The 24,992-nt window shown below is 73.5% G+C and carries 23 protein-coding genes; 20 read left to right on the forward strand and 3 right to left on the reverse strand.

From position 1 onward, the window contains the following. The first annotated feature begins 1 nt into the window (after position 1). The 10 genes from QRT04_RS12585 to QRT04_RS12630 all read left to right on the forward strand — a co-directional run bounded on the left by QRT04_RS12585 (position 2) and on the right by QRT04_RS12630 (position 11,291). Positions 2-901 carry a F0F1 ATP synthase subunit gamma gene (locus QRT04_RS12585; RefSeq protein WP_289455632.1) on the forward strand — a complete coding sequence of 300 codons (900 nt, stop codon included), beginning with the start codon at positions 2-4 and terminating at the stop codon, positions 899-901. Positions 902-955: 54 nt separating this feature from the next. Beyond that, positions 956-2,437, forward strand: coding sequence for a F0F1 ATP synthase subunit beta (gene atpD / locus QRT04_RS12590; protein ID WP_289455633.1), 1,482 nt, complete (start codon positions 956-958; stop codon positions 2,435-2,437). A gap of 68 nt (positions 2,438-2,505) precedes the next feature. After that, positions 2,506-2,793 carry a F0F1 ATP synthase subunit epsilon gene (locus QRT04_RS12595; protein ID WP_289455634.1) on the forward strand — a complete coding sequence of 96 codons (288 nt, stop codon included), beginning with the start codon at positions 2,506-2,508 and terminating at the stop codon, positions 2,791-2,793. Between the two features lie 13 nt (positions 2,794-2,806). After that, on the forward strand, positions 2,807-3,223 hold the full coding sequence (locus QRT04_RS12600; protein WP_289455635.1) for a DUF2550 family protein: 417 nt from the start codon (positions 2,807-2,809) through the stop codon (positions 3,221-3,223). A 30-nt stretch (positions 3,224-3,253) separates the two neighbouring features. Next, entirely contained in the window at positions 3,254-3,949 is a 696-nt protein-coding gene (nucS, locus tag QRT04_RS12605; RefSeq protein WP_289455636.1) for an endonuclease NucS, read from the forward strand. 10 nt (positions 3,950-3,959) lie between these two features. Continuing rightward, positions 3,960-4,517, forward strand: a complete 558-nt coding sequence (locus QRT04_RS12610; RefSeq protein ID WP_289455637.1) for a hypothetical protein — start codon at positions 3,960-3,962, stop codon at positions 4,515-4,517. A gap of 146 nt (positions 4,518-4,663) precedes the next feature. Next, positions 4,664-5,191, forward strand: a complete 528-nt coding sequence (locus QRT04_RS12615; protein ID WP_289455638.1) for a TM2 domain-containing protein — start codon at positions 4,664-4,666, stop codon at positions 5,189-5,191. Between the two features lie 102 nt (positions 5,192-5,293). After that, on the forward strand, positions 5,294-7,366 hold the full coding sequence (locus QRT04_RS12620) for an alpha/beta-hydrolase family protein (RefSeq protein ID WP_289455639.1): 2,073 nt from the start codon (positions 5,294-5,296) through the stop codon (positions 7,364-7,366). Between the two features lie 174 nt (positions 7,367-7,540). After that, positions 7,541-9,973 (forward strand): lysylphosphatidylglycerol synthase transmembrane domain-containing protein, encoded by a 2,433-nt coding sequence (locus QRT04_RS12625; protein WP_289455641.1) that lies wholly within the window; start codon positions 7,541-7,543, stop codon positions 9,971-9,973. A 55-nt stretch (positions 9,974-10,028) separates the two neighbouring features. Next, positions 10,029-11,291: an N-acetylglucosamine-6-phosphate deacetylase gene (locus QRT04_RS12630; RefSeq protein ID WP_289455643.1), complete on the forward strand. Its 1,263-nt coding sequence runs from the start codon at positions 10,029-10,031 to the stop codon at positions 11,289-11,291. Between the two features lie 57 nt (positions 11,292-11,348). Here QRT04_RS12630 and QRT04_RS12635 read toward each other — a convergent pair whose 3' ends face one another. Then, positions 11,349-12,353, reverse strand: coding sequence for a LacI family DNA-binding transcriptional regulator (locus tag QRT04_RS12635; protein WP_289455644.1), 1,005 nt, complete (start codon positions 12,351-12,353; stop codon positions 11,349-11,351). A 249-nt stretch (positions 12,354-12,602) separates the two neighbouring features. On the opposite strand from QRT04_RS12635, the gene QRT04_RS12640 reads away from it, so the two are divergent. From QRT04_RS12640 to QRT04_RS12680, 9 genes are all read left to right on the forward strand, one after another. Beyond that, positions 12,603-13,919 (forward strand): ABC transporter substrate-binding protein, encoded by a 1,317-nt coding sequence (locus tag QRT04_RS12640; protein ID WP_289455645.1) that lies wholly within the window; start codon positions 12,603-12,605, stop codon positions 13,917-13,919. Positions 13,920-13,993: 74 nt separating this feature from the next. Beyond that, complete coding sequence (locus QRT04_RS12645; RefSeq protein WP_289455646.1) at positions 13,994-14,977, forward strand: carbohydrate ABC transporter permease; 984 nt, start codon at positions 13,994-13,996, stop codon at positions 14,975-14,977. Further along, positions 14,977-15,855 carry a carbohydrate ABC transporter permease gene (locus QRT04_RS12650; protein WP_289455647.1) on the forward strand — a complete coding sequence of 293 codons (879 nt, stop codon included), beginning with the start codon at positions 14,977-14,979 and terminating at the stop codon, positions 15,853-15,855. Before QRT04_RS12645 ends, QRT04_RS12650 begins: the two co-directional genes overlap by 1 nt. Positions 15,856-15,873: 18 nt before the next feature. Next, positions 15,874-18,150, forward strand: a complete 2,277-nt coding sequence (yicI, locus tag QRT04_RS12655; RefSeq protein ID WP_289455648.1) for an alpha-xylosidase — start codon at positions 15,874-15,876, stop codon at positions 18,148-18,150. 101 nt (positions 18,151-18,251) lie between these two features. Beyond that, complete coding sequence (locus QRT04_RS12660; RefSeq protein ID WP_289455649.1) at positions 18,252-19,694, forward strand: GH1 family beta-glucosidase; 1,443 nt, start codon at positions 18,252-18,254, stop codon at positions 19,692-19,694. An 84-nt stretch (positions 19,695-19,778) separates the two neighbouring features. Further along, on the forward strand, positions 19,779-20,087 hold the full coding sequence (locus tag QRT04_RS12665; protein ID WP_289455650.1) for a hypothetical protein: 309 nt from the start codon (positions 19,779-19,781) through the stop codon (positions 20,085-20,087). A gap of 9 nt (positions 20,088-20,096) precedes the next feature. Beyond that, positions 20,097-21,020 carry an HAD family hydrolase gene (locus QRT04_RS12670; RefSeq protein WP_289455651.1) on the forward strand — a complete coding sequence of 308 codons (924 nt, stop codon included), beginning with the start codon at positions 20,097-20,099 and terminating at the stop codon, positions 21,018-21,020. Next, positions 21,020-21,826, forward strand: a complete 807-nt coding sequence (locus QRT04_RS12675; RefSeq protein ID WP_289455653.1) for an alpha/beta hydrolase — start codon at positions 21,020-21,022, stop codon at positions 21,824-21,826. Before QRT04_RS12670 ends, QRT04_RS12675 begins: the two co-directional genes overlap by 1 nt. Further along, positions 21,823-22,605, forward strand: coding sequence for an alpha/beta fold hydrolase (locus QRT04_RS12680; RefSeq protein WP_289455654.1), 783 nt, complete (start codon positions 21,823-21,825; stop codon positions 22,603-22,605). The genes QRT04_RS12675 and QRT04_RS12680 overlap by 4 nt, the downstream gene beginning before the upstream one ends. Here the strand turns inward: QRT04_RS12680 and QRT04_RS12685 are convergent. Further along, the gene (locus QRT04_RS12685; RefSeq protein ID WP_289455656.1) at positions 22,602-23,309 is read right to left on the reverse strand and encodes a TetR/AcrR family transcriptional regulator; all 708 of its coding nucleotides are present in this window, start codon (positions 23,307-23,309) and stop codon (positions 22,602-22,604) included. The two genes, QRT04_RS12680 and QRT04_RS12685, sit on opposite strands and share 4 nt — an antisense overlap. Before the next feature lie 110 nt (positions 23,310-23,419). Here QRT04_RS12685 and QRT04_RS12690 point away from each other — a divergent pair, with 110 nt between their 5' ends. Then, on the forward strand, positions 23,420-24,547 hold the full coding sequence (locus QRT04_RS12690) for an NAD(P)-dependent alcohol dehydrogenase (protein WP_289455658.1): 1,128 nt from the start codon (positions 23,420-23,422) through the stop codon (positions 24,545-24,547). Positions 24,548-24,562: 15 nt separating this feature from the next. Here the strand turns inward: QRT04_RS12690 and QRT04_RS12695 are convergent, their stop codons facing one another. Then, positions 24,563-24,985, reverse strand: a complete 423-nt coding sequence (locus QRT04_RS12695) for a hypothetical protein (RefSeq protein ID WP_289455659.1) — start codon at positions 24,983-24,985, stop codon at positions 24,563-24,565. Positions 24,986-24,992 lie beyond the last annotated feature (7 nt).

Here is a 24,992-nt window from a genome sequence, read left to right on the forward strand (position 1 = left end):
GATGGCAGGTTCCCAGCGGATCTACCGCCAGCGCATCAAGTCCACGCAGTCGCTGAAGAAGATGTTCCGTGCGCAGGAGCTCATCGCGGCTTCGCGCATCGGGCGCGCTCGCGACCGCGTGAGCATGGCTGCGCCGTACTCGCGGGCGATCACGCGGGCCGTCTCGGCGGTGGCGACGCACTCGAACACGTCGCACCCGTTCCTCGTCGAGCGTGACGACACGAACCGCGTCGCGGTGCTGCTCATCGCGTCGGACCGCGGCATGGCGGGCGCCTACTCGGCGTCGGTCATCCGCGAGACGGAGCGGCTCATCGAGCGGCTCGAGCACGAGGGCAAGCAGGTCGTGCTCTACGTCTCGGGACGCCGTGCGGTGACGTACTACACGTTCCGCGGGCGCGACGTCGAGGGTTCGTGGACGGGCCACTCGGACGCGCCGTCGACCGACATCGCCGGCGAGATCTCCGAGGTCCTGCTCGACGCGTTCCGCGCGCCGGCCGACCAGGGCGGCGTCGCCGAGGTGCACATCGTGTTCACGCAGTTCGTGAACATGGTGACGCAGCGTCCGCGCGTCATCCGGCTGCTGCCGCTCGAGGTCGTCGAGGGCGTCGAGCCCGCCGACGACCGCGAGCAGCTGCCGCTGTACGAGTTCGAGCCGGACCCGGCCGTCGTGCTCGACGCGCTGCTGCCGCGGTACGTGCGCAGCCGCATCTACGCGAGCCTCCTGCAGGCGGCGGCCTCCGAGCTCGCCGCGCGTCAGCGGGCCATGCACACCGCGACCGACAACGCGGAGGACCTCATCCGCACCTACACCCGGCTGGCCAACCAGGCCCGCCAGGGCGAGATCACCCAGGAGATCAGCGAGATCGTCTCGGGCGCGGACGCGCTCGCCTCGGCCAGCTGAGCCCTGAGCCCCCGTACAGACCACGCCCACGCACACAAGAAGCGAGGCCAGCCAATGACCGCCACCACCGTCGACGAGACGGCCGCCGACGCCGGGACGCCCGGCGTGGGTCGTGTCGCCCGCGTCATCGGTCCGATCGTGGACATCGAGTTCCCGGCGGACCAGATCCCCGAGCTCTACAACGCGCTGACGGTCGACATCGACCTGTCGACGCAGGGCGAGGGCGAGAGCAAGTTCACGATGACCCTCGAGGTCGCGCAGCACCTCGGTGACTCGCTCGTGCGCGCCGTCGCGCTCAAGCCCACCGACGGCCTGGTGCGCGGCGCGGTCGTCACCGACACGGGCAAGCCGATCTCGGTGCCCGTCGGCGACGTGACCAAGGGCCACGTGTTCAACGTGACCGGTGACGTGCTGAACCTCGCCGAGGGCGAGACGCTCGAGGTCACCGAGCGCTGGCCCATCCACCGCAAGCCCCCGGCCTTCGACCAGCTCGAGTCGAAGACGCAGATGTTCGAGACGGGCATCAAGGTCATCGACCTGCTGACCCCGTACGTCCAGGGCGGCAAGATCGGTCTCTTCGGTGGTGCGGGCGTCGGCAAGACGGTCCTCATCCAGGAGATGATCCAGCGCGTCGCGCAGGACCACGGCGGTGTCTCGGTGTTCGCCGGCGTCGGCGAGCGCACGCGTGAGGGCAACGACCTCATCGTCGAGATGGAGGAGGCGGGCGTCTTCGACAAGACGGCCCTCGTCTTCGGCCAGATGGACGAGCCGCCGGGCACGCGTCTGCGCGTCGCCCTGTCCGCGCTGACCATGGCGGAGTACTTCCGCGACGTGCAGAAGCAGGACGTGCTGCTCTTCATCGACAACATCTTCCGGTTCACGCAGGCCGGTTCCGAGGTGTCGACGCTGCTCGGCCGCATGCCGTCCGCGGTCGGCTACCAGCCGAACCTCGCCGACGAGATGGGCCTCCTGCAGGAGCGCATCACCTCGACGCGCGGCCACTCGATCACCTCGCTGCAGGCGATCTACGTGCCGGCAGACGACTACACCGACCCGGCGCCGGCCACGACGTTCGCGCACCTCGACGCGACGACGGAGCTGTCGCGCGAGATCGCGTCGCGCGGTCTGTACCCGGCGGTCGACCCGCTGTCGTCGACGTCCCGCATCCTCGACCCCCGCTACGTGGGCCAGGAGCACTACGACGTCGCGACGCGCGTCAAGCAGATCCTCCAGCGCAACAAGGAGCTGCAGGACATCATCGCGATCCTCGGCGTCGACGAGCTGTCCGAGGAGGACAAGACCGTCGTCGCGCGGGCGCGCCGCATCCAGCAGTTCCTCTCGCAGAACACCTACATGGCCGAGAAGTTCACGGGCGTGGCGGGTTCGACGGTGCCGGTCTCCGAGACGGTCGAGGCGTTCAAGCGCATCGCCGACGGCGAGTTCGACCACATCGCCGAGCAGGCGTTCTTCAACATCGGCGGGCTCGAGGACCTCGAGAAGAACTGGGCCCGCATCCAGAAGGAGTACGGGGTCTGACGACCTCGCCGCGCGGGGCGTCCGGCTGACCGGGCGCCCCGCGACGCACACGTGGGAAAGGAGGGTCCGTGGCAACGATCGAGGTCGACCTGGTCGCGACGGACGGCAAGGTCTGGTCGGGCGTCGCCCGCCAGGTGATCGCCCCCGCCGGCGACGGCGAGATCGGCATCCTCGCCGGGCACACGCCTGTGCTCACGGTGCTCAAGCCCGGTGAGATCCGGGTCTACGCGCCCGAGTCCGGAGAGCCGGCCCGGTTCACGGTCGAGGGCGGGTTCCTGTCGTTCGACTCGAACGTCATGACGATCGTGGTCGACGAGGTCACGGCGGGTCCGACGACCGACGCCACGGCCCGCTGAGGTCCGCCGCTACGTGACCGGGCTCGTCGTCGCACTGGTCGGAGCGCTCGTGCTCGCGCTCCTCGCCGGCGGCGGCCTGTGGCTGTCGCGGACCCACACGCTGGGGCACCGCGTCGGCTCGTTCCGTTGCGCGTCCGGCCGCACCGAGGGCGGTCCCTGGTACGCGGGCGTCGCGCAGTACGGCTCGGAACGCCTGTACTGGTGGCGACGCTGGTCGCTCGCGCCACGGCCGGGCCACCGCTGGGACCGGGCCGGGTTCGCGATCGTCGCACGTGAGCTGCACGACCTGCAGCTGCCCGGCACGCGCGTGCTGCGCGTGACGTGCGAGGCCGGCGGTCAGCGCATCTGGCTGCTCATGTCGCCCGAGGCGTACGCCGGGCTGACGTCCTGGATCGAGGCGACGCCGTCGCGCGTCAGCCGCGTCGTCTGACGCCGCGGCACCCACCCGGGGGAAGGTGACATGCGACTGGTCGTCGCGTCCTGCGCCGCGCGCTACAGCGGCCGGCTCAACGCGAGCCTGCCGCGCGCGACGCGGCTGCTCGTCGTCAAGGCCGACGGCAGCGTGCTGCTGCACTCGGACGGCGGCTCGTACAAGCCGCTCAACTGGATGAGCCCGCCGTGCACGCTCGCGCTCACGGAGGTCGACGACGAGTCGGCCGCCGCGGGCGTCACCGCGCGCTGGACGGTGCAGCACCAGAAGTCGGACGACCGGCTCGAGATCGACCTCTACGAGGTCCTGCACGACTCCGCGCACGAGCTCGGTGTCGACCCCGGCCTGGTCAAGGACGGCGTCGAGGCGCACCTCCAGGAGCTCCTCGCCGCGCAGATCGGGCTGCTCGGCGCGGGCCACACGCTGATCCGCCGCGAGTACCCGACGGCCATCGGACCGGTCGACATCCTGGCCCGTGACGCCGCGGGCGGCACCGTCGCGATCGAGATCAAGCGGCGCGGCGACATCGACGGGGTCGAGCAGCTGACGCGCTACCTCGAGCTGCTGGGCCGCGACCCGCTCCTCGCACCGGTGCGCGGCGTGTTCGCCGCGCAGGAGATCAAGCCGCAGGCGCGCGTGCTCGCCACCGACCGGGGCATCGCCTGCCTCGTGCTCGACTACGACGCGATGCGCGGCGTGGACGACGTCGACGCGCGGCTGTTCTAGCGTCGGGCGCATGACGAGCGCGGCGCCCCGGTCGGGGGCCCCGCACCGGCGGCGCGCGGGCCGCGCGGTGCGGATGGCGCCGCGCGACCTGGTCGGCGTCGCGTGGCGGTCCGTTGCGGTGCTCGCCGCAGCCAACGGGGTGTTCGCGGTGCCGATGGCGCTCGTCGGCCAGTTCGTGTGGCTGGCCGTGCTGACGTTCGCCGTGCCGGTGTTCGCGATCGTGGCGGCGGTCGTCGGCGTGCCCGCCGGGCTGGTGGTGGCGCGCCTGCTGCGGGGTCGCGGCGCCATGGCGCACGTCGGTGCGTTCGCGCTGCTCGGCGGCGTCGCCGGTGCGGGTGTGACGGGTCTCGTGTTCCAGGCCGCGACCGGGTTCGAGCAGCTGGTCGTGCTCGGGTTCGTCGAGGGCGCGGTCGGCGCCGGCGTCGGCTGCTGGTGGACGCTCGGCCGCATGCGCAGCCCGCGGCTGCCGCGCGTCCCACGTCACGTGCCGGACGAGCTCGTCGAGGACCTCGACGTCGACCGGCAGCTGGGACTTGCGCCGCCCGGCCCGTCGCGCGACCTGCCCTGACACGCGACGCTGACGCCCGGGGCAACCGCCGCCGGAGACGTGGACCGTTCGGGTGAGCCCGCCCGATCGGCCCCCGCGCACGGCCGTGGCCCCGCGAGCGTCGCGCGAGCAGCGGGCGGTGGCCCGCGCCTGCCGAGGGGAGCGCGATGTCGGGCACAGGGGACGGATCCCCGGACTGGGGCCGGGCCAACCCGCCGGACGCGCCGCTCGCCGACGCCGGACCGTCTCGCGGCTACCCGGCCCCGCCGTCGCGCCAGCCTGCGTCGGCCGCGATCCCGCACTACCCGGGACGCATCCGTGAGTCCGAGAAGTCGTTCGTCGTCACGTGGCTCCTCGCCTGGCTGCTCGGTGGTTTCGGCATCGACCGCTTCTACCTGGGCAAGACGTTCTCGGCGGTGCTCAAGCTCGTGACGTTCGGCGGCCTCGGCATCTGGTGGCTCGTCGACCTGGTGCTCGTGCTGGTCGGCGCCCAGCGGGACGTGCACGGGAACCAGCTCCGGGGGTACGAGCGGTACAGGGTCCTGGCGTGGGTCGTGACGGTGCTCGTCACCGTCGCGGGCTGGGCGCTGCAGCCCTCCGACGGCGCCGGGCGTGACCTGATCGAGGGCGCGCCGGCCGGCGGTGGGGTCGTCAGCCTCGTCGCCGGCGCGGTCGCGGGGTCGCTCGCTCGTTGACTCGCGGCGCCCGGGACCTGCCCGGCCGCGTCTCTCGCCCGCCCCGGGTAAGGCCCGCCCCGCGGGCTTCCGCCGTGGTGGACGCGACGGGAGGATTCCGGCATGGACCTCTCGACCGTCGCGCGCAGGGTCGGCACAGCGATCGCCGGGAGCGACCCTGCGGAGCGGACCGCCGCGCTCGTCTCGGTGCTGTCCACAGGGATGACCTTCATGCCGGGCCTCCTGCCGCGCGACGGCGCCGAGCAGGCTGTCGCCACCGGCGTCGTCGCGGCGAGCGAGTACGGCCTCGTCGTCACGTCGCAGTCGATCGCGGCGGCGATCGCGCGTCGGGTGGCAGGCGGCGGGGACACCCAGGCAGCCACCGCCCGGCGACTCGCGGCGCAGGCCGGGGTCGGCCTCGCCGTGGCGTGCGCGGGCGCGGTGATCGAGCGGGTCGCGTCACCCCGTCGCGGTGAGCCTGTCCGACGGGCGCTGGCGCGGACCGTCGGCCGCCGGACGTTCCGCGTCGGGCTGTCCGGCGTCGCGGTGGCGGGTCTCGCATCGGCCGACGCCGCGCTCGGCGAGCGGCACCGCTGGCTGCGACCCGCCTCGGGGAGCGCGGCGATCGTGGCCGGCACGGCGCTCGCGGCCGCGCAGATCCGCCGGTACCGCGCGGACGACCCGGGGGAGCGGGCGCGGCTGACGCCGCCGTCCGACCCGCTCGGCGGCGAGGCCGCACCACCGGCGCCGGCCGCGGACGGTGCGCTCCCACCGCTCGCCCGGTCGCTGCTCCTCGGCGGGGCGGTGACCGTCGGCCTGCAGTCGTTCGCGCTCCTCGAGGGCCTCGCGGCGCATGCGGTGAGGCTCGGCGTCCGGCGCGTCGCGCCGGGCGCCGGACCCCTGGCGGGGGCCGTCGGGCACGGCGTCGCGCTCGGCGCGATCGTGGCCGGTGGGTGGGCTGCGCTCGAGTACGCGCTGCGGACCGCGGAGGCCGGCGGCGCGGCGATCGACGCCGCGTACACCCACGCTCCCGACGGCCCGACGGTGAGCGGCGGGCCGGCGTCGTCGGTGCCGTGGTCGTCGCTCTCGCGTGAGGGCGTGCGGTTCGTGAACATGGCGCTCACCCGCGCCGAGATCGCGGACGTCACCCACGTGGCGCCGGACGACGTCCGCGAGCCGGTCCGGGCGTTCGTCGGGCTCGCGAGCGCCTCGACCGTCGACGCCCGTGTCGACCTCGTGATGCGCGAGCTCGAGCGGCTGGGGGCGTTCGACCGCAGCGTCATCTGCGTCGCCTCGCCGACCGGCAGCGGCTACGTCAACTACGTGGCCGTCGAGACGCTCGAGTACCTGACCCGAGGCGACTGCGCGACGGTCGCGCTGCAGTACTCGCTGCGTCCGTCGTTCCTGTCCCTCGACCGCGTCGCGATGGGGCGCGAGCAGAATCGCGCGCTGTTCCACGCCCTGACGTGGCGGCTGCGCAGCATCCCCGAGGCGGCCCGGCCGCGCCTCGTCGGCTTCGGCGAGTCGCTCGGCGCGCACACGCTGCAGGACGCGTTCCTGCACGAGGGCGTCGCCGGCCTGCACCGGGTCGGCATGGACCGGGCACTGTTCCTCGGGACGCCGGCCGGCAGCGCGTGGGCCAAGAGCTGGCGTCTCGAGCCGGGACGGGTCGATCCCGAGGGTGAGGCCGTGGAGGTCGCGTCGTGGTCCGAGTGGGTGGAGCACGACGAGGCTCGTCGTGCGGCGCACCGCTACTTCCTGCTCTCGCACCACGAGGACCCGATCACGAGGTTCGAGCCGGCGCTCGCGGTCCAGCAGCCTGAGTGGCTCGGCCCCGTCGAGGCGCGTCCGCCGGGCGTCTCGATGCTCGCGCGGTGGTACCCGCTGGTCTCGTTCGTCCTCACCCTCGTCGACGTCGTCAACGCGTCGAGCTCGGTCCCGGGCGTGTTCGTCGCGCACGCGCACGACTACCGCGCCGACCTCGCGCGCATGGTCGCGACCGCCTACGGGCTCGCCGTCGACGACGCCGAGCTCGCGCGCGTCGAGGCCGCGCTGCGCGCGCGGGAGGCGGCGTGGGCGGAACGCCGCCTGGTGGCAGAGCAGCTGCGCCGCGCCCGCGAGGCGGTGCAGCGTCAGCTCGAGGCGTGGGGCACCGGAGCAGCGGTCGACCCGGCACTCCGTCACTCGGGGGCCTGACGTGCGGGAGTGGGCGCCCGGCCTCGTTCGACGCGCTCGGGGACCACGGTGATGCGCGGCGCGCCGCACCACGACACGGCCCGAACCCCGCCCGAGCCGCGCCGTCCCAGTAGCGTGCGGACCGAGCGGTCCGGGCCAGGCCGGACCGGGGCGGTCGGGGTGGCGGGAGGCTCCATGGCCAACGCGCTCGGCGCGGGCAGGCTCGTCCGCGTCTGGTCGTCCGCCCCCGACGCCCCGCGTTCGCGCCGTCCGACCGATGTCCTCCTCCTCGCCGCGTCCCTCATCGTCCTCGCCGTGCTGGGCCTCGCGGCGCCCGGTCCGACGGGGGTGGACACAGCCGTCGCGACGCTCCTCGCGTGGCTCGAGCCCGTGTTCGGGTGGCTGTGGAACGCCGCGTACGCGTTGCTGGCCGTGTGCGCGGTCGTGGTCGTCCTGCTCGCCGCGCTCAGCCGGGGCCGTCGTCGCCTGCTCGTCGACCAGGCCGTGGCCGCCGTCCTGGCGTTCGCTGGTGCGACGGGCGCGGGGGCCCTCGCCGGCACCGACGCCGCGTCGAGCGTGGCAGCACTCGTGTCCTCCGGGCCGCCGGTCGTCTACGTCGCGACCCGGGTCGCCGTGCTCACGGCGATGCTCGTCACCGTCTCGCCTCACCTGGCTCGCCCCTGGAGGTACGCGGGACGCTTCGTCGTCGGGCTCGGTGCCGTCGCGGCGATCGGACTCGGGGCGACGAACTTCCTGGGCGCGCTCGGGGCGATCGCCACGGGGATCGCGGCCGCGGCGGTGACCCACCTCGTGCTGGGCTCTCCCGCCGGGCGGCTCACGGTGGCGCAGGTGGAGCAGGCGCTCCGCGAGCTGGGCGTCCCGACCCTGGAGGTCCGCGCGCTGCCGGCCCGCGAGGCGGGCGAGACGCTGTTCGCCGCCCGCGCGGTCGACGGCACCGACCTCCTCGTCAAGGTGTACGGCCGCGACGCCTGGGACAGCCAGGTGGTCGGGTCGTTGTGGGCGGCGCTCACCGTCCGCGGCGAGCGGGCGCGCTTCCGGGGCAGCCGCCGGTCCCGTGTCGAGCACGAGGCCGCCCTGACGCTGCTCGCGGCGCACGCCGGTGTACCGACCCTCGACGTCGTCGCGGTGGGCGTCGCGGAGCAGGGCGACGCGCTCCTGGTCACGCACGCGCCGGCGGCGTCCCTCGACGAGCTGCGCGCGAGCCCCCAGGCCGTCGACGACGGCATGCTCGCCGCGCTCTGGCGCGCCGTGGTCGCGCTCGGCGACGCAGGGATCGCGCACGGAGCGATCGACGACGACCTCCTCGTGCTGCGGACCGACGGGGTGGCGGCGCTGATGGACTTCGATGCCGCCGAGTCGGCCGCGAGCCTCGGCGACCGGTCCATGGACCGTGGCCGTCTCCTGGTCACGACCGCGCTCGCGGTCGGGCCGGAGCGGTCCGTCCGAGCGGCGGTCGCCGCGCTCGGCCCGGACGGGCTCGCGGAGGTGCTGCCCTACCTGCAGCCGGCCGCCCTCGGGCGCCGGACGCGCGCCGACCTGCGCGGGCAGAGCTGGTCGCTCGACGAGCTGCGGCAGACCGCCGTGGCCGCCGCCGGGGTGGAGGCGCCGGAGCTGGAACGGCTCCGGCGGGTCACCCCTCGGTCGATCGGTGTCCTCGCCGTCGGGGCCCTGATCGCCTACGTCGTCGTCACCACGCTGGCCGGCGCCGATCTCGCGAGCGTCGCGGACGCGCTCCGGGCGGCGCAGTGGCAGTGGCTCCTCGTGGCTCTCCTGCTCTCCCCGGTCATCCAGGCGTTCTCCGCCGCATCGACGCTCGGGTCGACGACCGCGCGCCTGCGCTACGTCCCTGTCCTCGTGCTCCAGTTCGCGATCCAGTTCATCGCGCTCGTGATCCCGGCGTCCGCAGCCCGCCTGGCCCTCGAGGTGCGGTTCTTCCAGAAGTTCGGGATCCCGGCGGCGACGGCCATCACGTTCGGCGTGATCGACAGCGTGAGCGGGTTCGTCGTGCAGGTGTCGCTCATCCTCGTGATCGCCCTGAGCGGGCTACCCGGGTTCACGTCCCGCCTGACCGGCGGCTCCGAGGAGACGAGCTCCGGCGACTCGAGCACGTCGCTCCTGCTCGTCCTCGTCGTCGTGCTCGTCGCGACCCTCGTGGTCTGCCTCCTGGTGCCCCGGATCCGCCGTCGCCTCACCCGGCGGATCCCGGAGCTGCGCGCCGCGGTCGTCGCCCAGGGCCGGGATGCGCGGTCCGCGCTGGCCGTGCTCCGCAGGCCCGCGAAGCTCGGCGCGATGCTCGGGGGCAACCTCGGCGCGCAGCTGGTCCAGGCCGGTGTCCTCGGCATCTGTCTGAACGCCCTCGGCGGGGAGGCGCACTTCTCGCAGCTCGTGCTCATCAACACGGCCGTGAGCCTGTTCTCGGGGCTCATGCCCGTCCCGGGCGGGATGGGCGTCGCAGAGGCCGGCTTCACCCTGGGGCTGCAGGCCGTCGGCGTCCCGAGCGCGATCGCGGTGTCGACCGCGATCGTGTACCGGCTGGTGACGTTCTACCTGCCTCCGATCTGGGGTGCGGTCGCCATGCGGTGGCTCCGCCGGCACGACTACGTGTGACGCGTCGGCCGGCCATCCCGTCAGGGGACGGACGTCCGCAGGCCGGGCCCAGCCGATGCGGAAGGATGACGCCGTGAGCGACTCGCCCGGCCAGCCCGCGTCCCCGTTCGCCGTCCGCGGGAGGGTCGTGACGCCGACCGGTGTCGTGGACGACGGCGTGGTCGTCGTCGACGGCGGACTGATCGCGTGGGTCGGCCCCGCGCGCGACGTTCCCGCGCGCTGGGCGGAGGCCGTGCGCGCGAGCGGGTCGGCCGCGGGTCTCGTGCTGCCCGGCCTCGTCGACCTGCACAACCACGGCGGCGGTGGCGGCAGCTTCCCCGACGCGACGACCGCGACCGAGGCGGCGACGGCGATCGCGGAGCATCGGCGGCACGGCACGACGAGCCTCGTGGCGTCGCTCGTCACCGCACCGCGCGACGAGCTGCTCGCGCGCACGGCGTTGCTCGCCGGGCTCGCGGGCGCCGGCGAGCTCGCCGGGATCCACCTCGAGGGCCCGTTCCTGTCGCACGCCCGCTGCGGCGCGCAGAACCCGGACGACATGCTCGCCGGTGACCCTGCGCTCGTCCGCGACGTCGCGGCGGCTGCGCGCGGGCACCTCGTCACGATGACGGTCGCACCCGAGGTCCCGGGCGTCGTGGCGGAGGCACCCGGCGCGGACGACGTCCTCGCTGCGCTCGTCTCCGCCGGCGCCGTGCCGTCGATCGGCCACACGGACGCGAGCGCCGAGCAGGTCGACGCGGCCGTCGCGCGCGGCTTCGACCTGCTCGCCACGGACGGCGGCGCCCGGTCGGGCCGCCTGACGGCGACGCACCTCTTCAACGGCATGCGCCCGCTGCACCACCGCGACCCGGGCCCGATCGCGGCGTGCCTGGCGGCCGCGGCGCGCGGCGAGCTGGTCGTCGAGCTCGTGGCCGACGGCACCCACCTGGCCGACGGAACCGTGCGCTCGGTGTTCGACCTGGTGGGCGCGGACGCGATCGCGCTGGTCACGGACGCCATGGCGGCGGCGGGGATGCCCGACGGCGAGTACCAGCTCGGGCCGAAGGCCGTGACCGTCGCGGGCGGAGTCGCACGGCTGTCGGGGCCCGACGGTGCGATCGCCGGGGGAGTGGCGCACCTGGTCGACGTGGTCCGCCAGGTCGTCGCCGCCGGGATCCCGCTGGCCGACGCGGTACGCGCGGCGTCGACGACGCCGGCCGCCGTGCTCGGGCGCCACGACGTCGGCGCGCTCGTCGCGGGGCGTCGGGCCGACGTGCTCGTCACGGACGGCGACCTCCGGCCGGTGGCGGTCTACCGCGGGGGAGCGCGCGTCGCCTGAGCGACCGCCTGGCGCCGCGCCGAGCGGGACTGGGCCCCGCGTCGGCGCGACAGCCCGTCAGGCGCGAGCGGGCGCGGAGGTGGCTCGCGGCGTGAGGACCGGCGCGAGCAGCCGGGTCTCGGCCGGCTCGTCGCGCTCGAGGCGTGCCATCGCCATGTCGACGGCCACGCCGCCGATGGTCAGCGCAGGGATGTCGACCGCGGTGAGCGGCTGCGGCTGACCGGTCGCGACGTCCTGCGGGCACACCGCGACCAGGGAGATGTCGCGCGGTATGTCCAGGCCGCGCTCGCGCAGCGTCGCGAGGACGGCGGGCAGCGCGACCTCGTTGTGGACGACGAGCGCGGTGACCTCGGGCAGCCGGTCGAGCACGCGGTCGACGGCGTCGACCGCGCCGGCGTGCGAGGACTCGCAGGGTTCGAACACGGCCTGCGCGCCGACGCGGCGGGCCTCGCTCTCGAAGCCCCGCACCATGCGCTGCGCGTAGGTGGTGTGCCGGTCGAGCACGGCCTGCGGCGAGCCGACGAGCGCGATGCTCCGGTGTCCCAGCTGGCTGAGGTGGTCCACCGCGGAGCGGGCCGCCGCCTCGAAGTCGAGGTCGACGCACGAGAGCCCGCCGGGGTCGCGCGGCAGTCCGATGAGCACCGACGGCTGCCGCTGCGCGCGCAGCACGGGCAGGCGCGGGTCCTCGGCCTCGACGTCCATCATGATCAGCGCGTCGACCATGGAGCCGGCGGCGACGCGGTCGACGCCCGCCAGGTCGTCCTGCGTCAGCAGCAGCACGTCGTGCTGGAACTCGCGGGCGCGGGTGACCACGCCGGTGACGAACTGCATGATGACGCCGACGTTCACGTCGACGCGGAGCGGCGCCATCAGGGCCAGCACGTTGGTGCGTGACGACGCGAGCGCCCGCGCGCCCGCGTGCGGCCGGTAGCCGAGCTCGCGCACCGCGCGTTCGATCCGCGCCCGTGTCGCCGCCGAGATCGGCCGCTTGCCCGAGAGGGCGTAGGACACGGTCGACACGGACACGCCTGCGGCGCGTGCGACGTCGTCGATCGTCGTCATCGTCCCTCCTCGTCGAGCGGTGCTCACCCTAGCGGCCGGCGCGCGGCGCCGTCCGGCCGTCCTGCGTCCGGCCGAGATCGGCGCCGGCCTGCAGCGAAGCGCTTCGACCATAGCCACCCCGCAGCCGAGCGTAAAGCGGGCGAATCCCCGGTCTGGACACGGCGCGACATCGGGTCTAGCGTATCGAAGCGCTTCGACGATCGACCGCGACAATCGCGCTCGACCATCCACTCGACGAGGAGACCACGGATGAGGACAAGCACCCGACGCTGGGCGGTCGCTGCCGCCGCGGCGCTGATGGCCCCGCTCGCCCTGACCGCCTGCGGCAGCGGCGGCGGGAGCGGCTCGGGCGGCGACAGCGACACCAAGACGCTCACGATCTGGCACTACGAGACCGACGAGTCGGCGATGGGTCAGGCCTGGAACAAGGCCATCGACATCTTCAAGACCGAGCACCCGGACGTCACCGTCAAGGTCGAGCACCAGACGTTCGAGCAGATCCAGAAGAACGCCAAGATCGTGCTCACCGGCAAGGACGTGCCGGACGTCATGGAGTACAACAAGGGCAACGCGACGGCGGGCCAGCTCGCCTCGCAGGGCCTCCTGACGAACCTCGACAAGGTCGTCACGGACAAGAAGTGGGACGACAAGCTCCCCGGCTCGCTCGCGACCACCGGCCGGTACGACGAGGACGGCCTGATGGGCTCGGGCAGCTGGTACGGCGTGCCGAACTACGGCGAGTACGTGGGCGTCTACCTGAACAAGGACCTGTTCGCGAAGGACGGCGTCGCGGTCCCCACCACGTTCGACCAGCTCGAGCAGGCGCTCGCCGCGTTCAAGGCGAAGGGCATCACGCCGCTCGCGACCGCCGGCGCCGAGTACCCCCTCGGCCAGCTCTGGTACGAGCTCGTGCTGCACTACGGCGACCGCAAGCTCGTCGACGACTACCAGCTCTTCAAGAACGACGTCGACTGGCACGGCGACGCCATGACGCAGGCGACGGACAAGCTCGACGAGTGGATCAAGAAGGGCTACGTCGGCAAGGACGCCGCCGGCCTCAAGGCCGAGGACATGGGCGTCTCCTTCATCTCCGGCAAGGCGCCGATCATGGTCTCGGGCTCGTGGTGGTTCGGCCGTCTGAAGAGCGAGATCACGTTCGACTGGGGCCAGGAGCTCTTCCCCGGCAACGCGCTGCACCCGGGCTCGTCGGGCAACCTCTGGGTCGTCCCGAGCCACGCGAACAGCAAGAGCCTCGCCGAGGACTTCATCGACATCACGCTGCGCCCCGACGTGCAGAACGTGCTCGGCCAGGCCGGCGGGCTGCCCGTCGCGGGTGACACGTCGACGATCACGGACCCGAAGACCAAGGAGCTCACGCAGGGCTTCGCGGACATCCTCCAGCAGGACGGCCTGGCCTATTACCCCGACTGGCCGGTCGCGGGCTTCTACGACGTGCTCGTGAGCCAGCTCCAGTCGCTCGTCAACCAGTCGAAGTCGCCCGACCAGGTGCTCGACGGCCTGAAGAGCGCGTACGAGTCGGGCAAGAAGGACCTGCTCGGCGAGTGACCCGTGCGGGCGCGTGGCGCGGGGTCGTCGCCGCGCCACGCGCCCCCTCGGGTCGGTTCGAAGGGACTGGACGCATGAGCATCGAGAGCATCGAGACGGCCACGGCCGCACACCCGGGCGCGGCTGTCGCCACCACGTCGAGCGCCCGCCGGCCGCGCCGCCGGTCGTCGCGGCTCGGCTACCTGCCGTACCTCGTGCCCGGCGCCATCGGCTTCGCCGTCGTGATCGGCATCCCGTTCGTCATGAACGTGGTCTACAGCTTCCAGAAGTGGAAGGGCGGCGAGGCGCCGCACCACTGGGTCGGCTTCCAGAACTACGTCGACCTGATGCACGACGCCCAGTTCTGGACGTCGTTCCGGAACTCCATCGCCATGATCATCGCGATGGTCGTGATCCCGACGCTGATCGGCCTGCTGCTCGCGTCGGTGCTGTTCGACTACCTCGGCAAGACCTTCGGCTCGCGCACCGCCGCGTTCCTGCGCGCCACGTACTACCTGCCGCAGATCCTGCCGGTCGTCGTGGCCGGCGTGCTGTGGAACTGGATCCTCAACGCGCAGACCGGCGCGGTGAACGTGCTGCTGCGCTCGCTCGGTGTCGAGAACCCGCCGAACTGGCTGGGGGAGCCGAAGACCGCGCTCGCGAGCGTGATGCTCATGCTCGTCTGGGTGCAGATCGGCTACCCGGTCGTCGTGTTCATGTCGGCGCTGCAGCGGGTCGACCCGGAGCTGTACGAGGCGGCCGAGCTCGACGGCGCCGGCTGGTGGCGGCGGTTCCGCGCCATCACGATCCCGCAGATCCGGCCCGAGACGTTCGTCGTCGTGCTCACCTGCACGGTCGCGGCGCTCAAGGTGTTCGGCCCGATCTACGTGCTGACGCGCGGCGGCCCGGAGAGCTCGACGCTCGTGCCGAGCTACTACTCGTACCTCAACTTCTTCGACAAGTCGAAGGTCGGCTACGGCGCCGCCATCGCGAACGTGCTGACGCTCGTGATCGTGGTCGTCGCCGGGATCATCCTCGTGGCGCAGGCGCGGTACGAGCGCAAGGAAGGGGTCCGCTGATGGCCGCCGTCACCGAGGTCGCGCCCGGCCCCACCAGCCGGCCGGACGAGCGGCACCGCCGCGGCAAGGCCCGCTGGGCCGTCCTCGCCGGCGCGGCGGTGGTCGCGCTCGTCATGCTCGTGCCGTTCGTCATCATGCTGCTCAACGCGTTCAAGTCGCCGAGCGACTACTCGCAGCACGGGCCGCTGTCGTGGCCGCAGGAGGTCTATACGCAGGGCCTGAAGAACTTCTGGGACCGCACCGACTTCCCGGTCAAGCTGCTCAACTCGATCTTCATCTCGGCCGTGGTCTCGGTCGCCGGGGTGGTGCTGTCGCTGCTGAACGCCTACGCGATCGGCATCGGCCGGATCAGGGGCCGGCTCTGGGTCGTGACCCTGTTCCTGCTCGCGACGATGCTGCCGCAGGAGGCGCTGATCTACCCGCTGTTCACGATGGCGCAGAAGGTGGGGCTGTCGGACTCGCAGTGGTCCGTCATCATCATCTTCACCGTCATCCAGTCGGCGTTCGGCACCTACCTGCTGGCGTCGGTGCTCGGCACCTTCCCGCCGGCGCTGCTCGAGGCGGCCCAGCTCGACGGGGCCGGCCGCTGGCGCATCCTGTGGCGCGTCGTGCTCCCGATCGTCCGGCCGACGATGGTGGTGCTGATGATCTTCTTCTTCATCTGGACGTGGAACGAGTTCTTCATCCCGCTGGTCATGCTGACGACCAACGACACGCAGACGGTCCCGGTGGCGCTGGCCTCGCTCCAGGGTGACCGGATGATGGATGCGCCGACCACCAACGCCGGCGCGCTCGTCTCGCTCCTCCCGGCCCTGATCTTCTTCCTCATCTTCCAGCGGACCCTGACGCGCGGCGTCACCGCTGGGTCCGTCAAGTAACGGGGGACAGGCACACACATGAAGTTCACCGACGGCTACTGGCTCCACCTGCCGGGCGTCGACATCCTCCGACCGCGTGACGTCACGGACGTGGACGTGAGCGAGGACCGCCTCGCGGTGTTCGCCGCCACGACCGTGCAGCACACGCGCGGCGACTCGCTCAACCGACCCGTCGTCACCGTGACGTTCACGAGCCCGATGGACGACGTGATCGGCGTCCGGATCGAGCACCACGCGGGCGGCGTCGACCGCGGCCCGCACTTCGAGCTCGAGCGGAACGCCGCCGACGTCAAGGTCGTGCCGCCCACCGACGACGAGCCGGTCGCGCTGTTCCGGTCGGGCGGGCTCACGGCCCGCGTCGCGACGCAGGGCGCGTGGTCGGTCGACTTCGAGTCGGGCGGCCGCGTGCTGACGAGCTCGACCGAGCGGAGCATCGGCGTCGTGCGCGACGCGCAGGGCCGGCCGTTCGTGCACGAGCAGCTCTCGCTGGGCGTGCGCGAGCACCTGTTCGGCCTCGGTGAGCGGTTCGGCGCGTTCGTCAAGAACGGCCAGAGCATCGACACGTGGAACGCCGACGGCGGCACCACGAGCGACCAGGCGTACAAGAACGTGCCGTTCTACCTGTCGGACCGCGGCTACGGCGTCTTCGTCGACCACCCGGAGCGCGTCTCGTTCGAGCTCGGCACCGAGGTCGTCTCGCGCGCACAGTTCTCGGTCCAGGGCGAGGCGCTGCAGTACTACGTGATCGCGGGCCCGACGCCCAAGGACGTGCTCCGCCGGTTCACGGCGCTGACGGGTCGGCCGGCGCGCGTGCCGGCGTGGTCGTACGGCCTGTGGCTCTCGACGTCGTTCACCACGTCGTACGACGAGGACACCGTGCTGTCGTTCGTCGACGGCATGGCCGACCGCGGGCTCCCGCTGTCGGTGTTCCACTTCGACTGCTTCTGGATGCGCGCGTTCCACTGGACCGACCTGGTCTGGGACCCGGCGACGTTCCCGGACCCCGAGGGCCTGCTCGCGAAGCTGCACGAGCGCGACCTCAAGGTCTGCGTCTGGATCAACCCGTACATCGCGCAGCGCTCGCGGTTGTTCGCCGAGGGCCGTGACCGGGGGTTCCTCGTCAGGCGCGCCGACGGCTCGGTGTGGCAGACGGACGACTGGCAGGCGGGCATGGGCCTCGTCGACTTCACCAACCCGGACGCGACCCGGTGGTTCACCGGCCACCTGCGCGAGCTCGTCGGGCAGGGCGTCGACGCGTTCAAGACCGACTTCGGCGAGCGCATCCCGACCGACGTCGTCTGGCACGACGGCAGCGACCCGCAGCGGATGCACAACTACTACACGCACCTCTACAACAAGGCGGTGTTCGACCTGCTGGTCGAGGAGCGCGGCGAGGGCGAGGCCGTGCTGTTCGCACGGTCGGCCACCGCGGGCGGCCAGCAGTTCCCGGTGCACTGGGGCGGCGACTGCGAGTCGACGTTCGTCTCGATGGCGGAGTCGCTGCGCGGCGGGCTCTCGCTCGCGGCGTCGGGCTTCGGCTACTGGAGCCACGACATCGGCGGGTTCGAGGGGACGCCCGACCCCGCGGTGTTCAAGCGCTGGCTCGCCTTCGGCCTGCTGTCGTCGCACAGCCGGCTGCACGGGTCGAGCAGCTACCGGGTGCCGTGGGCGTTCGACGAGGAGGCGGTCGACGTCACGCGCCGGTTCACGCACCTCAAGCTCTCGCTCATGCCGTACCTGGCCCGCGCGGGCGCCGAGGCGCACGAGTCCGGCGTGCCGGTGATGCGACCGATGGTGCTCGAGTTCCCCACCGACCCGGGCGCGCAGACGGTCGACACGCAGTACATGCTCGGGCCCGACGTGCTGGTCGCGCCGGTGTTCTCGGCCGCCGGCGACGTCGACGTCTACGTGCCCGAGGGCACCTGGACGTCGCTGCTCGACGGCTCGCGGGTGACGGGCCCCCGCTGGGTGCACCAGGTGCACGGTTTCGACTCGGTTCCCGTCTACCAGCGACCCGGCTCGGTGCTCGCGGTGGGCGCGCGCACGGACCGCCCGGACTACGACTGGGCCGACGGCGTCACGCTCCGCGTCGCCGAGCCCGTCGACGGCGCTCGGGTCGTCGTGGCGGTGCCTACGCCGGACGGGGGAGCGGCCGCGGAGTTCGTCGTCACGCGCGACGGGCGACGGCTCGTCGCCCGGGCGCGGGGCGCGCGCGGCGGCTGGGGCGTCGAGGTCGTCGGCGGTCCGTCGGCGCGGGCCGAAGCGGGGGAGGCCGAGCTGACGCTCGACCTGTAGCGTCGCCGGGGGCCGGTACGGCGGGGTGGACGGGCGTGCGGCTCGTCCACCCGACGCTGTATCGTATCGTTTCGACTTTCCCGATCTCGAGAAGGACCTTCATGGCCAGCATCACGCGACCGTCCGGGCGCACGTTCGGCGACGACTTCCTCTGGGGCTCGGCGACGGCCTCCTACCAGATCGAGGGCGCGGTGGCCGAGGGCGGCCGCCTCCCGTCCATCTGGGACACGTTCTCGCACACGCCGGGCAAGATCCTGAACGACGACACGGGCGACGTCGCGGTCGACCACTTCCACCGCGTCGGCGAGGACGTCCGGATCATGCAGGACCTCGGCCTGCAGGCCTACCGGTTCTCGATCGCGTGGCCGCGAGTCCAGCCGACCGGCTCGGGCGAGTTCAACCAGGCCGGTCTCGACTTCTACTCGGACCTCGTCGACCGCCTGATCGCCGCCGGCATCAAGCCCGTCGCGACGCTCTACCACTGGGACCTCCCGCAGGCGCTCGAGGACGAGGGCGGCTGGGCGAACCGCGAGACCGCGCTGCTGTTCGCGGACTACGCGCGCAAGCTCGCCGAGGTGCTCGGCGACCGCGTCTCGCTGTGGACGACGCTCAACGAGCCGTGGTGCTCGGCGTTCCTCGGCTACGGCTCGGGCGTGCACGCGCCGGGCGTGACCGACGACGTCAAGGCGCTGCGCGCGGTGCACCACCTCAACCTCGCGCACGGCCTCGCGGCGCGCGCGATCCGCGAGGTGCTCGGCGAGGAGACGCCGGTCTCGGTCACGCTCAACCTGCACGTCGTCCGCGCCGCGACGGACAGCCCCGAGGACCTCGAGGCCAAGCGCCAGATCGACACCATCGCCAACGAGGTGTTCCTGCGCCCGATGCTCGAGGGGGAGTACCCGAAGGAGGTCTTCGGCGACACCGCGAAGATCACCGACTGGTCGTTCGTCGAGGACGGCGACCTCGAGCTCATCAAGGTGCCGCTCACGGTGCTCGGCGTGAACTACTACGCCACCAACAAGGTGCGCCGCGGCACGCCGCTGACCGGCCACGGCGAGCCCGGGCCCGACGGCCACCGCCTCTCGGAGAAGACGCCGTGGACGGGCGCCGACGACGTCGAGTTCGTCGCGCAGCCCGGCCCCTACACGGCGATGGAGTGGAACATCGAGCCGCAGGGTCTCGTCGACCTGCTCCTCGAGCTCAACGAGCGCTACCCGGCGCAGCCGCTCGCCATCACGGAGAACGGCGCGGCGTTCTACGACACGGTCAGCGAGGACGGCCGGGTGCACGACGCCGACCGGCTCGCGTACATCCACGACCACGTCGACGCGGTCGGCGAGGCGATCGAGCGCGGCGCCGACGTGCGCGGCTACTTCGTCTGGTCGCTGCTCGACAACTTCGAGTGGGCGTACGGCTTCGACCGCCGCTTCGGCGTCGTGCGCGTCGACTACGACACGCTCGAGCGCACGGTGAAGGACTCGGGCCTCTGGTTCGCCGAGCTCATCCGCACGCGCGCGGTCCCCGCGCCCGACGCGATCGCCTGACGACGGCCGCCTGACCGGTCGACCGACGACCCGCTCCTGCTCGGGGGCGGGTCGTCGCGCGTCGGGGCGAGAGAGGATGGACCCGTGCCCAGCAGTCGCCGTTCGTCGAAGCGCCCGTACGCCGCGGCGCACGTCGAGCTCGACCTCGAGCGCGCGACGGGCGGCCGGAGCGCCGAGACGGCCCCCGACGGCGAGTGGGTCGTCCAGAAGGTGCGCGGCAACGACCGGGAGTACCGCTGCCCGGGCTGCGACCAGCTGGTCCCGGCCGGCACGGCGCACGTCGTGGCGTGGCGCTCCGACGGGATCTTCGGCGAGGCGATCGACGACCGCCGGCACTGGCACTCCGCCTGCTGGGCCGCCCGGGGCCGCCGGGGCCCGACGCGCCGCGGCTAGCGTGGCCGCGTGACGACCCCGAGCCCGACCACCGGCGCCAGCCCGCTGCCGCCCGCGACTGCGCCTGCGCCTGCGCACGCCCCCCGCCTGCCGACCCGCGCGCCGCGCCTGGTCGCGACCGACCTCGACGGCACGCTGCTGCACCCCGACGGTGCGGTCTCGGCGCGCACCGCCGCCGCGCTGGTCGCCGCGGAGGACGCGGGCGTCACCGTCGTCTTCGTCACCGCGCGCCCGCCGCGCTGGCTGGCCGAGCTCGCGCCGCACGTCGCGGGCCACGGGCTGGCGATCTGCGCCAACGGCGCCGCGCTGGTCCGCGTCGCGACGCTCGAGGTCCTGGCGGAGCACGGACTGCCCGACCCGCTCGTGCGGCAGCTCGTGCACGACGTGCGCGCCGCGTGGGGCGAGCACGCGCACTTCGCGCTCGAGCGCCGCGAGGGCTACGCCATCGAGACGGGCTACCGCTCGTGGCACGCCGTGCCGCCAGGCTCGCCGGTCGCGGACCGCATCGAGGACGTGCTGACGTCGAGCACGCTCAAGCTGCTGGTCCGCACGACGGCGACGCTCGACGAGCCGCTGCACGGCGCGCTCGCGCGGATCCTCGGCGACCGGGCGATCGTCGCGGACTCCGGCGAGGCGACGCTCGGCGAGGTCTCCGCCCCGGGCGTGACGAAGGCCGCGACGCTCGCGACGTGGTGCGCCGAGCGCGGCTTGAGCCCCGCCGACGTGTGGGCGGTCGGCGACGCACCCAACGACCTGCCGATGCTCGGGTGGGCGGGGACGTCGTTCGCCGTCGGCAACGCGCACCCCGAGGTGCTCGCGGCGGCCGACCACGTCGTGCCGTCCAACGCCGACGACGGGGTCGCCGGCCTGCTCGAGCACGCGACGGGGCTCGCGCGTCTCGCCGCCGCCGACGGACGCCTACGCTCGACGTGATGACCACGCCAGCCACCGCCACCCCGATCCGCGCCCTCACGGTGCTGCCCGCGACGCGCGAGGACGTCGAGCTGCACACCGCCGACGGGCTGACGCTCGTGGGCGAGCTCGCGCGGCCCGTGGGCCGCCCACCGGCCGCGACGCTCGTCACGCTGCACCCGCTGCCGACGCACGGCGGGTACATGGACTCGCACATCTACCGCAAGGCCGCCTGGCGGCTCCCCGCGCTCGCGGACCTCGCGGTGCTCCGGTTCAACACGCGTGGCACGTCGAGCCCGCGCGGCACGAGCCAAGGGGAGTTCGACGCGGGCGTGTCGGAGCGGTTCGACGTGCACGCGGCCATCGAGTTCGCCGAGTTCCACGACCTGCCGCGGCGCTGGCTCGTCGGCTGGTCGTTCGGCACCGAGATCGCCTTGATGCACGGACGCGACCCGTCGATCGAGGGCGCGATCCTGCTGAGCCCGCCGCTCAAGCGCGCCACCGACGCCGACCTCGACGCGTGGGCGGCGTTCGGCAAGCCGCTCGTCGTCCTGGTGCCCGAGCACGACGACTACCTGCGCCCGGACGAGGCGCGCGAGCGGTTCGCGCGCGTCCCGCAGGCCGAAGTGATCCCGGTCGAGGGTGCGAAGCACCTGTGGGTGGGGGAGTCGTCGGTCCGGCGGGTGCTCGACGAGATCGTGGCGCACGTGCGCCCGGGCTTCCCCGTGCCGCTGCCGACCACGTGGGACGGCCCGAGCACCACCGGGGACGCGGCCGTCGCCCACCTCGGGTCGTCCGCCACGTCGGCGTCGGAGGAGAGCGCATGACGAGCCTGCACACCTACCACCGTGGCGACGGCCTGCCGGTCGTCCTGCTCCACGCGTTCCCGCTCGACCACCGCATGTGGGACGACGTCGCGGCCGCCCTGCCGGCGACTCGGCCGATCCACGCGATCGACCTGCCGGGCACGCCGGGCCACGACGACCAGCTCCCGCCGCCGTCCCTCGACACGTCGGCGCTGCGGGTCGCCGACGCGCTCGCGGGCGCCTGGATCGAGCGCGCCGTCGTCGTCGGGCTGTCGATGGGTGGCTACGTCGCGCTCGCGCTCGCCGAGCGGCACCCCGAGCTGGTGGCGGGCCTCGGGCTGGTCGACACCAAGTCGGTCGCGGACACGCCGGAGGCGGCCGCTAACCGGCTGCGGATCGCGCAGGAGGTCGAGTCGGCGGGGACGGTCGACGCGGTACGACCCATGGTGAAGGCGCTCGTGGGCGAGACGACGCTCGCGGCGCGGCCCGAGGTCGCCGACCGCGTCGAGGCCTGGATCGGCGCGCAGCCGCCGGCCGGCGTCGCGTGGTCGCAGCGCGCCATGGCGACCCGGCCGGACCGCACGCGGGTCGTCGCGGACCTCTCGGTCCCCGTCACGGTCGTGGTGGGGGACGAGGACGGGCTGACGCCGCTCGCGCAGGCCGAGCACATGGTGGCCGCGTCGGCGACCGCGCTGCTCGTGGTGGTGCCGCGTGCGGGCCACCTCTCGGCGGTCGAGGACCCGGAGACCGTGGCGGACGCGCTCGAGGAGCTCGCCGTGCGCGCGGAGCAGGGCGCCTAGCCCTCGCCCGCCTCCACGGCGCGCCGGCGCTCGAGCCCCTCGAGCAGCAGGTCGAGGCCGAACTCGAACTCCGTCTGGTCGTCGCACCAGCCGAGCGTGCTGCCGGGGTCGTCGTGCACGACCTCCGCGAGCATCGCCGCGAGGTTCGGCACCAGGGCCATGAGCCGGGGGTCGAGCTCCGCACCGGAGCTCGAGTCGTCGGGTGCCAGCTCCTGCGTGAACCCGTACACGCGCGAGCCGAGCGCGTGCATCGCGTGGTGGATCAGGTCGTAGGAGAGCCCGCCCGCGTGCATGAGTCCGACGACGCCGTCGACGTACTGCACCATCGCGGGCGCGAGCGCCGCGCGCGTCTCGACCAGCTGCGGCACCCACCGGTGGCGCAGCAGCACGCGACGCGCGGCGAGGATCCGCGCGCGCAGGTCCCGCTCCCAGGTCTCGGGCGTCGTGGCGGGCGTCGCCGTCAGGGCGCCCTCCGCGGCGAACTCCGCGAACGCGAGCTCGACGAGGCCGTCGAGGATCGCGTCCTTGTTGGGAACGTGGTGGTACAGCGACATCGCCTCGACGCCGAGCGCGTCGGCGAGGCGCCGCATCGTCAGCGCGTCGAGCCCGTCCTCGTCCGCGAGCTCGCACGCCGCGCGCAGCACGCGGTCGCGCGTGAGCGGAGCGCGGGTCGCGGTTCTCGTCGCGGACTTCCGTGCGGGCATCCCACCTCCTCGGTCGTCGTCACGGTACCTCGCGTGACGGGTCTGGACCTGGAGCGACCGGCGGTCTACCTTACGACGTAAGACTTACAACGTAAGGGGGAGCGATGGGCATGCAGACGAACCATGACGGAGACCGCGCCACGCGGCCAGCCGACCAGCAGACGGCCGCGGACGTGGAGCGACCCGGGACGACCCGGGCGGACCGGCTGACGACCACCCGGGCGGACCGCCCGACGACCACCCGGGCGGACCGCCCGACGACCACCCGGGCCGCGGTCGTCGACCGCTTCGGCCCTCCGGAGGTCGTCCACGTCGTCGAGCTCGAGCGGCCGTCGCCCGGGCCCGGCCAGGTCCTGGTCCGGGTACGCGCCACGGCCGTGACGGTCGCGGACCACCGCATGCGCAGTCGCGACGTCCCTCGCGGTCTCGGCCTGGTCGCCGGGAAGTTCCTCGGCTGGCGCCGGCCGCGGCACACCGTCCTCGGCACGGAGGCCGCGGGCGTCGTCGAGGCGGTCGGCCCGGGCGTCACGCGGTACGCGACCGGTGACGAGGTGCTGGTCTGGCGCGGGCTCGCGATGGGCTGCCACATCCAGCACCTCGTCGTCGACGTCGACGCCGGCATCGCGCCCGCACCGCGCGGGCTCAGCGCCGAGGAGGCCGTGAGCCTCGTCTTCGGGGCCAGCACCGCGCTGGCGTTCCTCGACCGTGTCGACCTCGACGCGAGCAGCCGCGTCCTCGTCAACGGCGCGTCGGGCGCGGTCGGCACCATGGCGGTCCAGCTCGCGCACGCCGCCGGCGCGCACGTGACGGGCGTGACGAGCGGCCGCAACGCCGAGCTCGTGCGGGGCCTCGGCGCCGACCGGGTGGTCGACCACACGACCACCGACTTCGCGCGCGAGGACGAGCAGTACGACGTGGTGGTGGAGGCCGTCGGCAACGCGCCGTACGCGCGGGTCGCGCCCGTGCTCCGCCGCGGCGGCGCGCTGCTGCTCGTCGTCAGCGACCTGCCTGGCATGCTGCTCGCCGCGTGGCACGGGCGCCGGCTGCGCGGGCTCGTCACCTACCAGGGCGCGCCGAGCCCTGCGGGCCCGACGGTCTCGCGGATCGTCGAGCTGGCCGAGGCCGGCACGCTCCGACCGGTGGTGGACCGGGTCTACGACCTCGACGACGTCGTCGAGGCGCACCGCTACGTGGACACCGGTCGCAAGCGCGGCGCGGTGGTGCTGCGCATGGACTGACCGGTCGCGAGCCGGTCAGCGCCGCTGTTCGCGCAGCCGGTCGAGGGCGACGGCGAGGTCGAGCGTCTCGCCGTCCTTGCCGCCCAGCCCGAGCACGAGCGGCGGGTCCGACGGCTCGAGCTCGGCGGGTCGAAGCCGCGCGAGCAGCCCGCCGGGGGCGCTCAGCACGTAGAACCGGCCCTCGGTGTCGATGCCGACCGTCTCGTTCCGGCGCAGGTACCAGCCGCGCACGCGGGTCCGGACCTGCGACCGCCCGTCGTAGGTCCGCGCGCGCAGCTCGACCGGTGGGGGGCCGGCCGCGCGCGCCTCCTCCACGAACGCGGCGATGAGCGCCGACGCCTGCGCCGACTCCGCGCGCTGCCGTCGCGCCAGGGCGTCGGCGTGCGCGGCGGCGGCCGCTCGGCGCTCTTCGCGCCAGCGGGCGGCGTCGTCGCTCATCGGGTGC

This window comes from Cellulomonas alba, from assembly GCF_030362835.1.
Taxonomy (GTDB): Bacteria; Actinomycetota; Actinomycetes; order Actinomycetales; family Cellulomonadaceae; genus Cellulomonas; species Cellulomonas alba.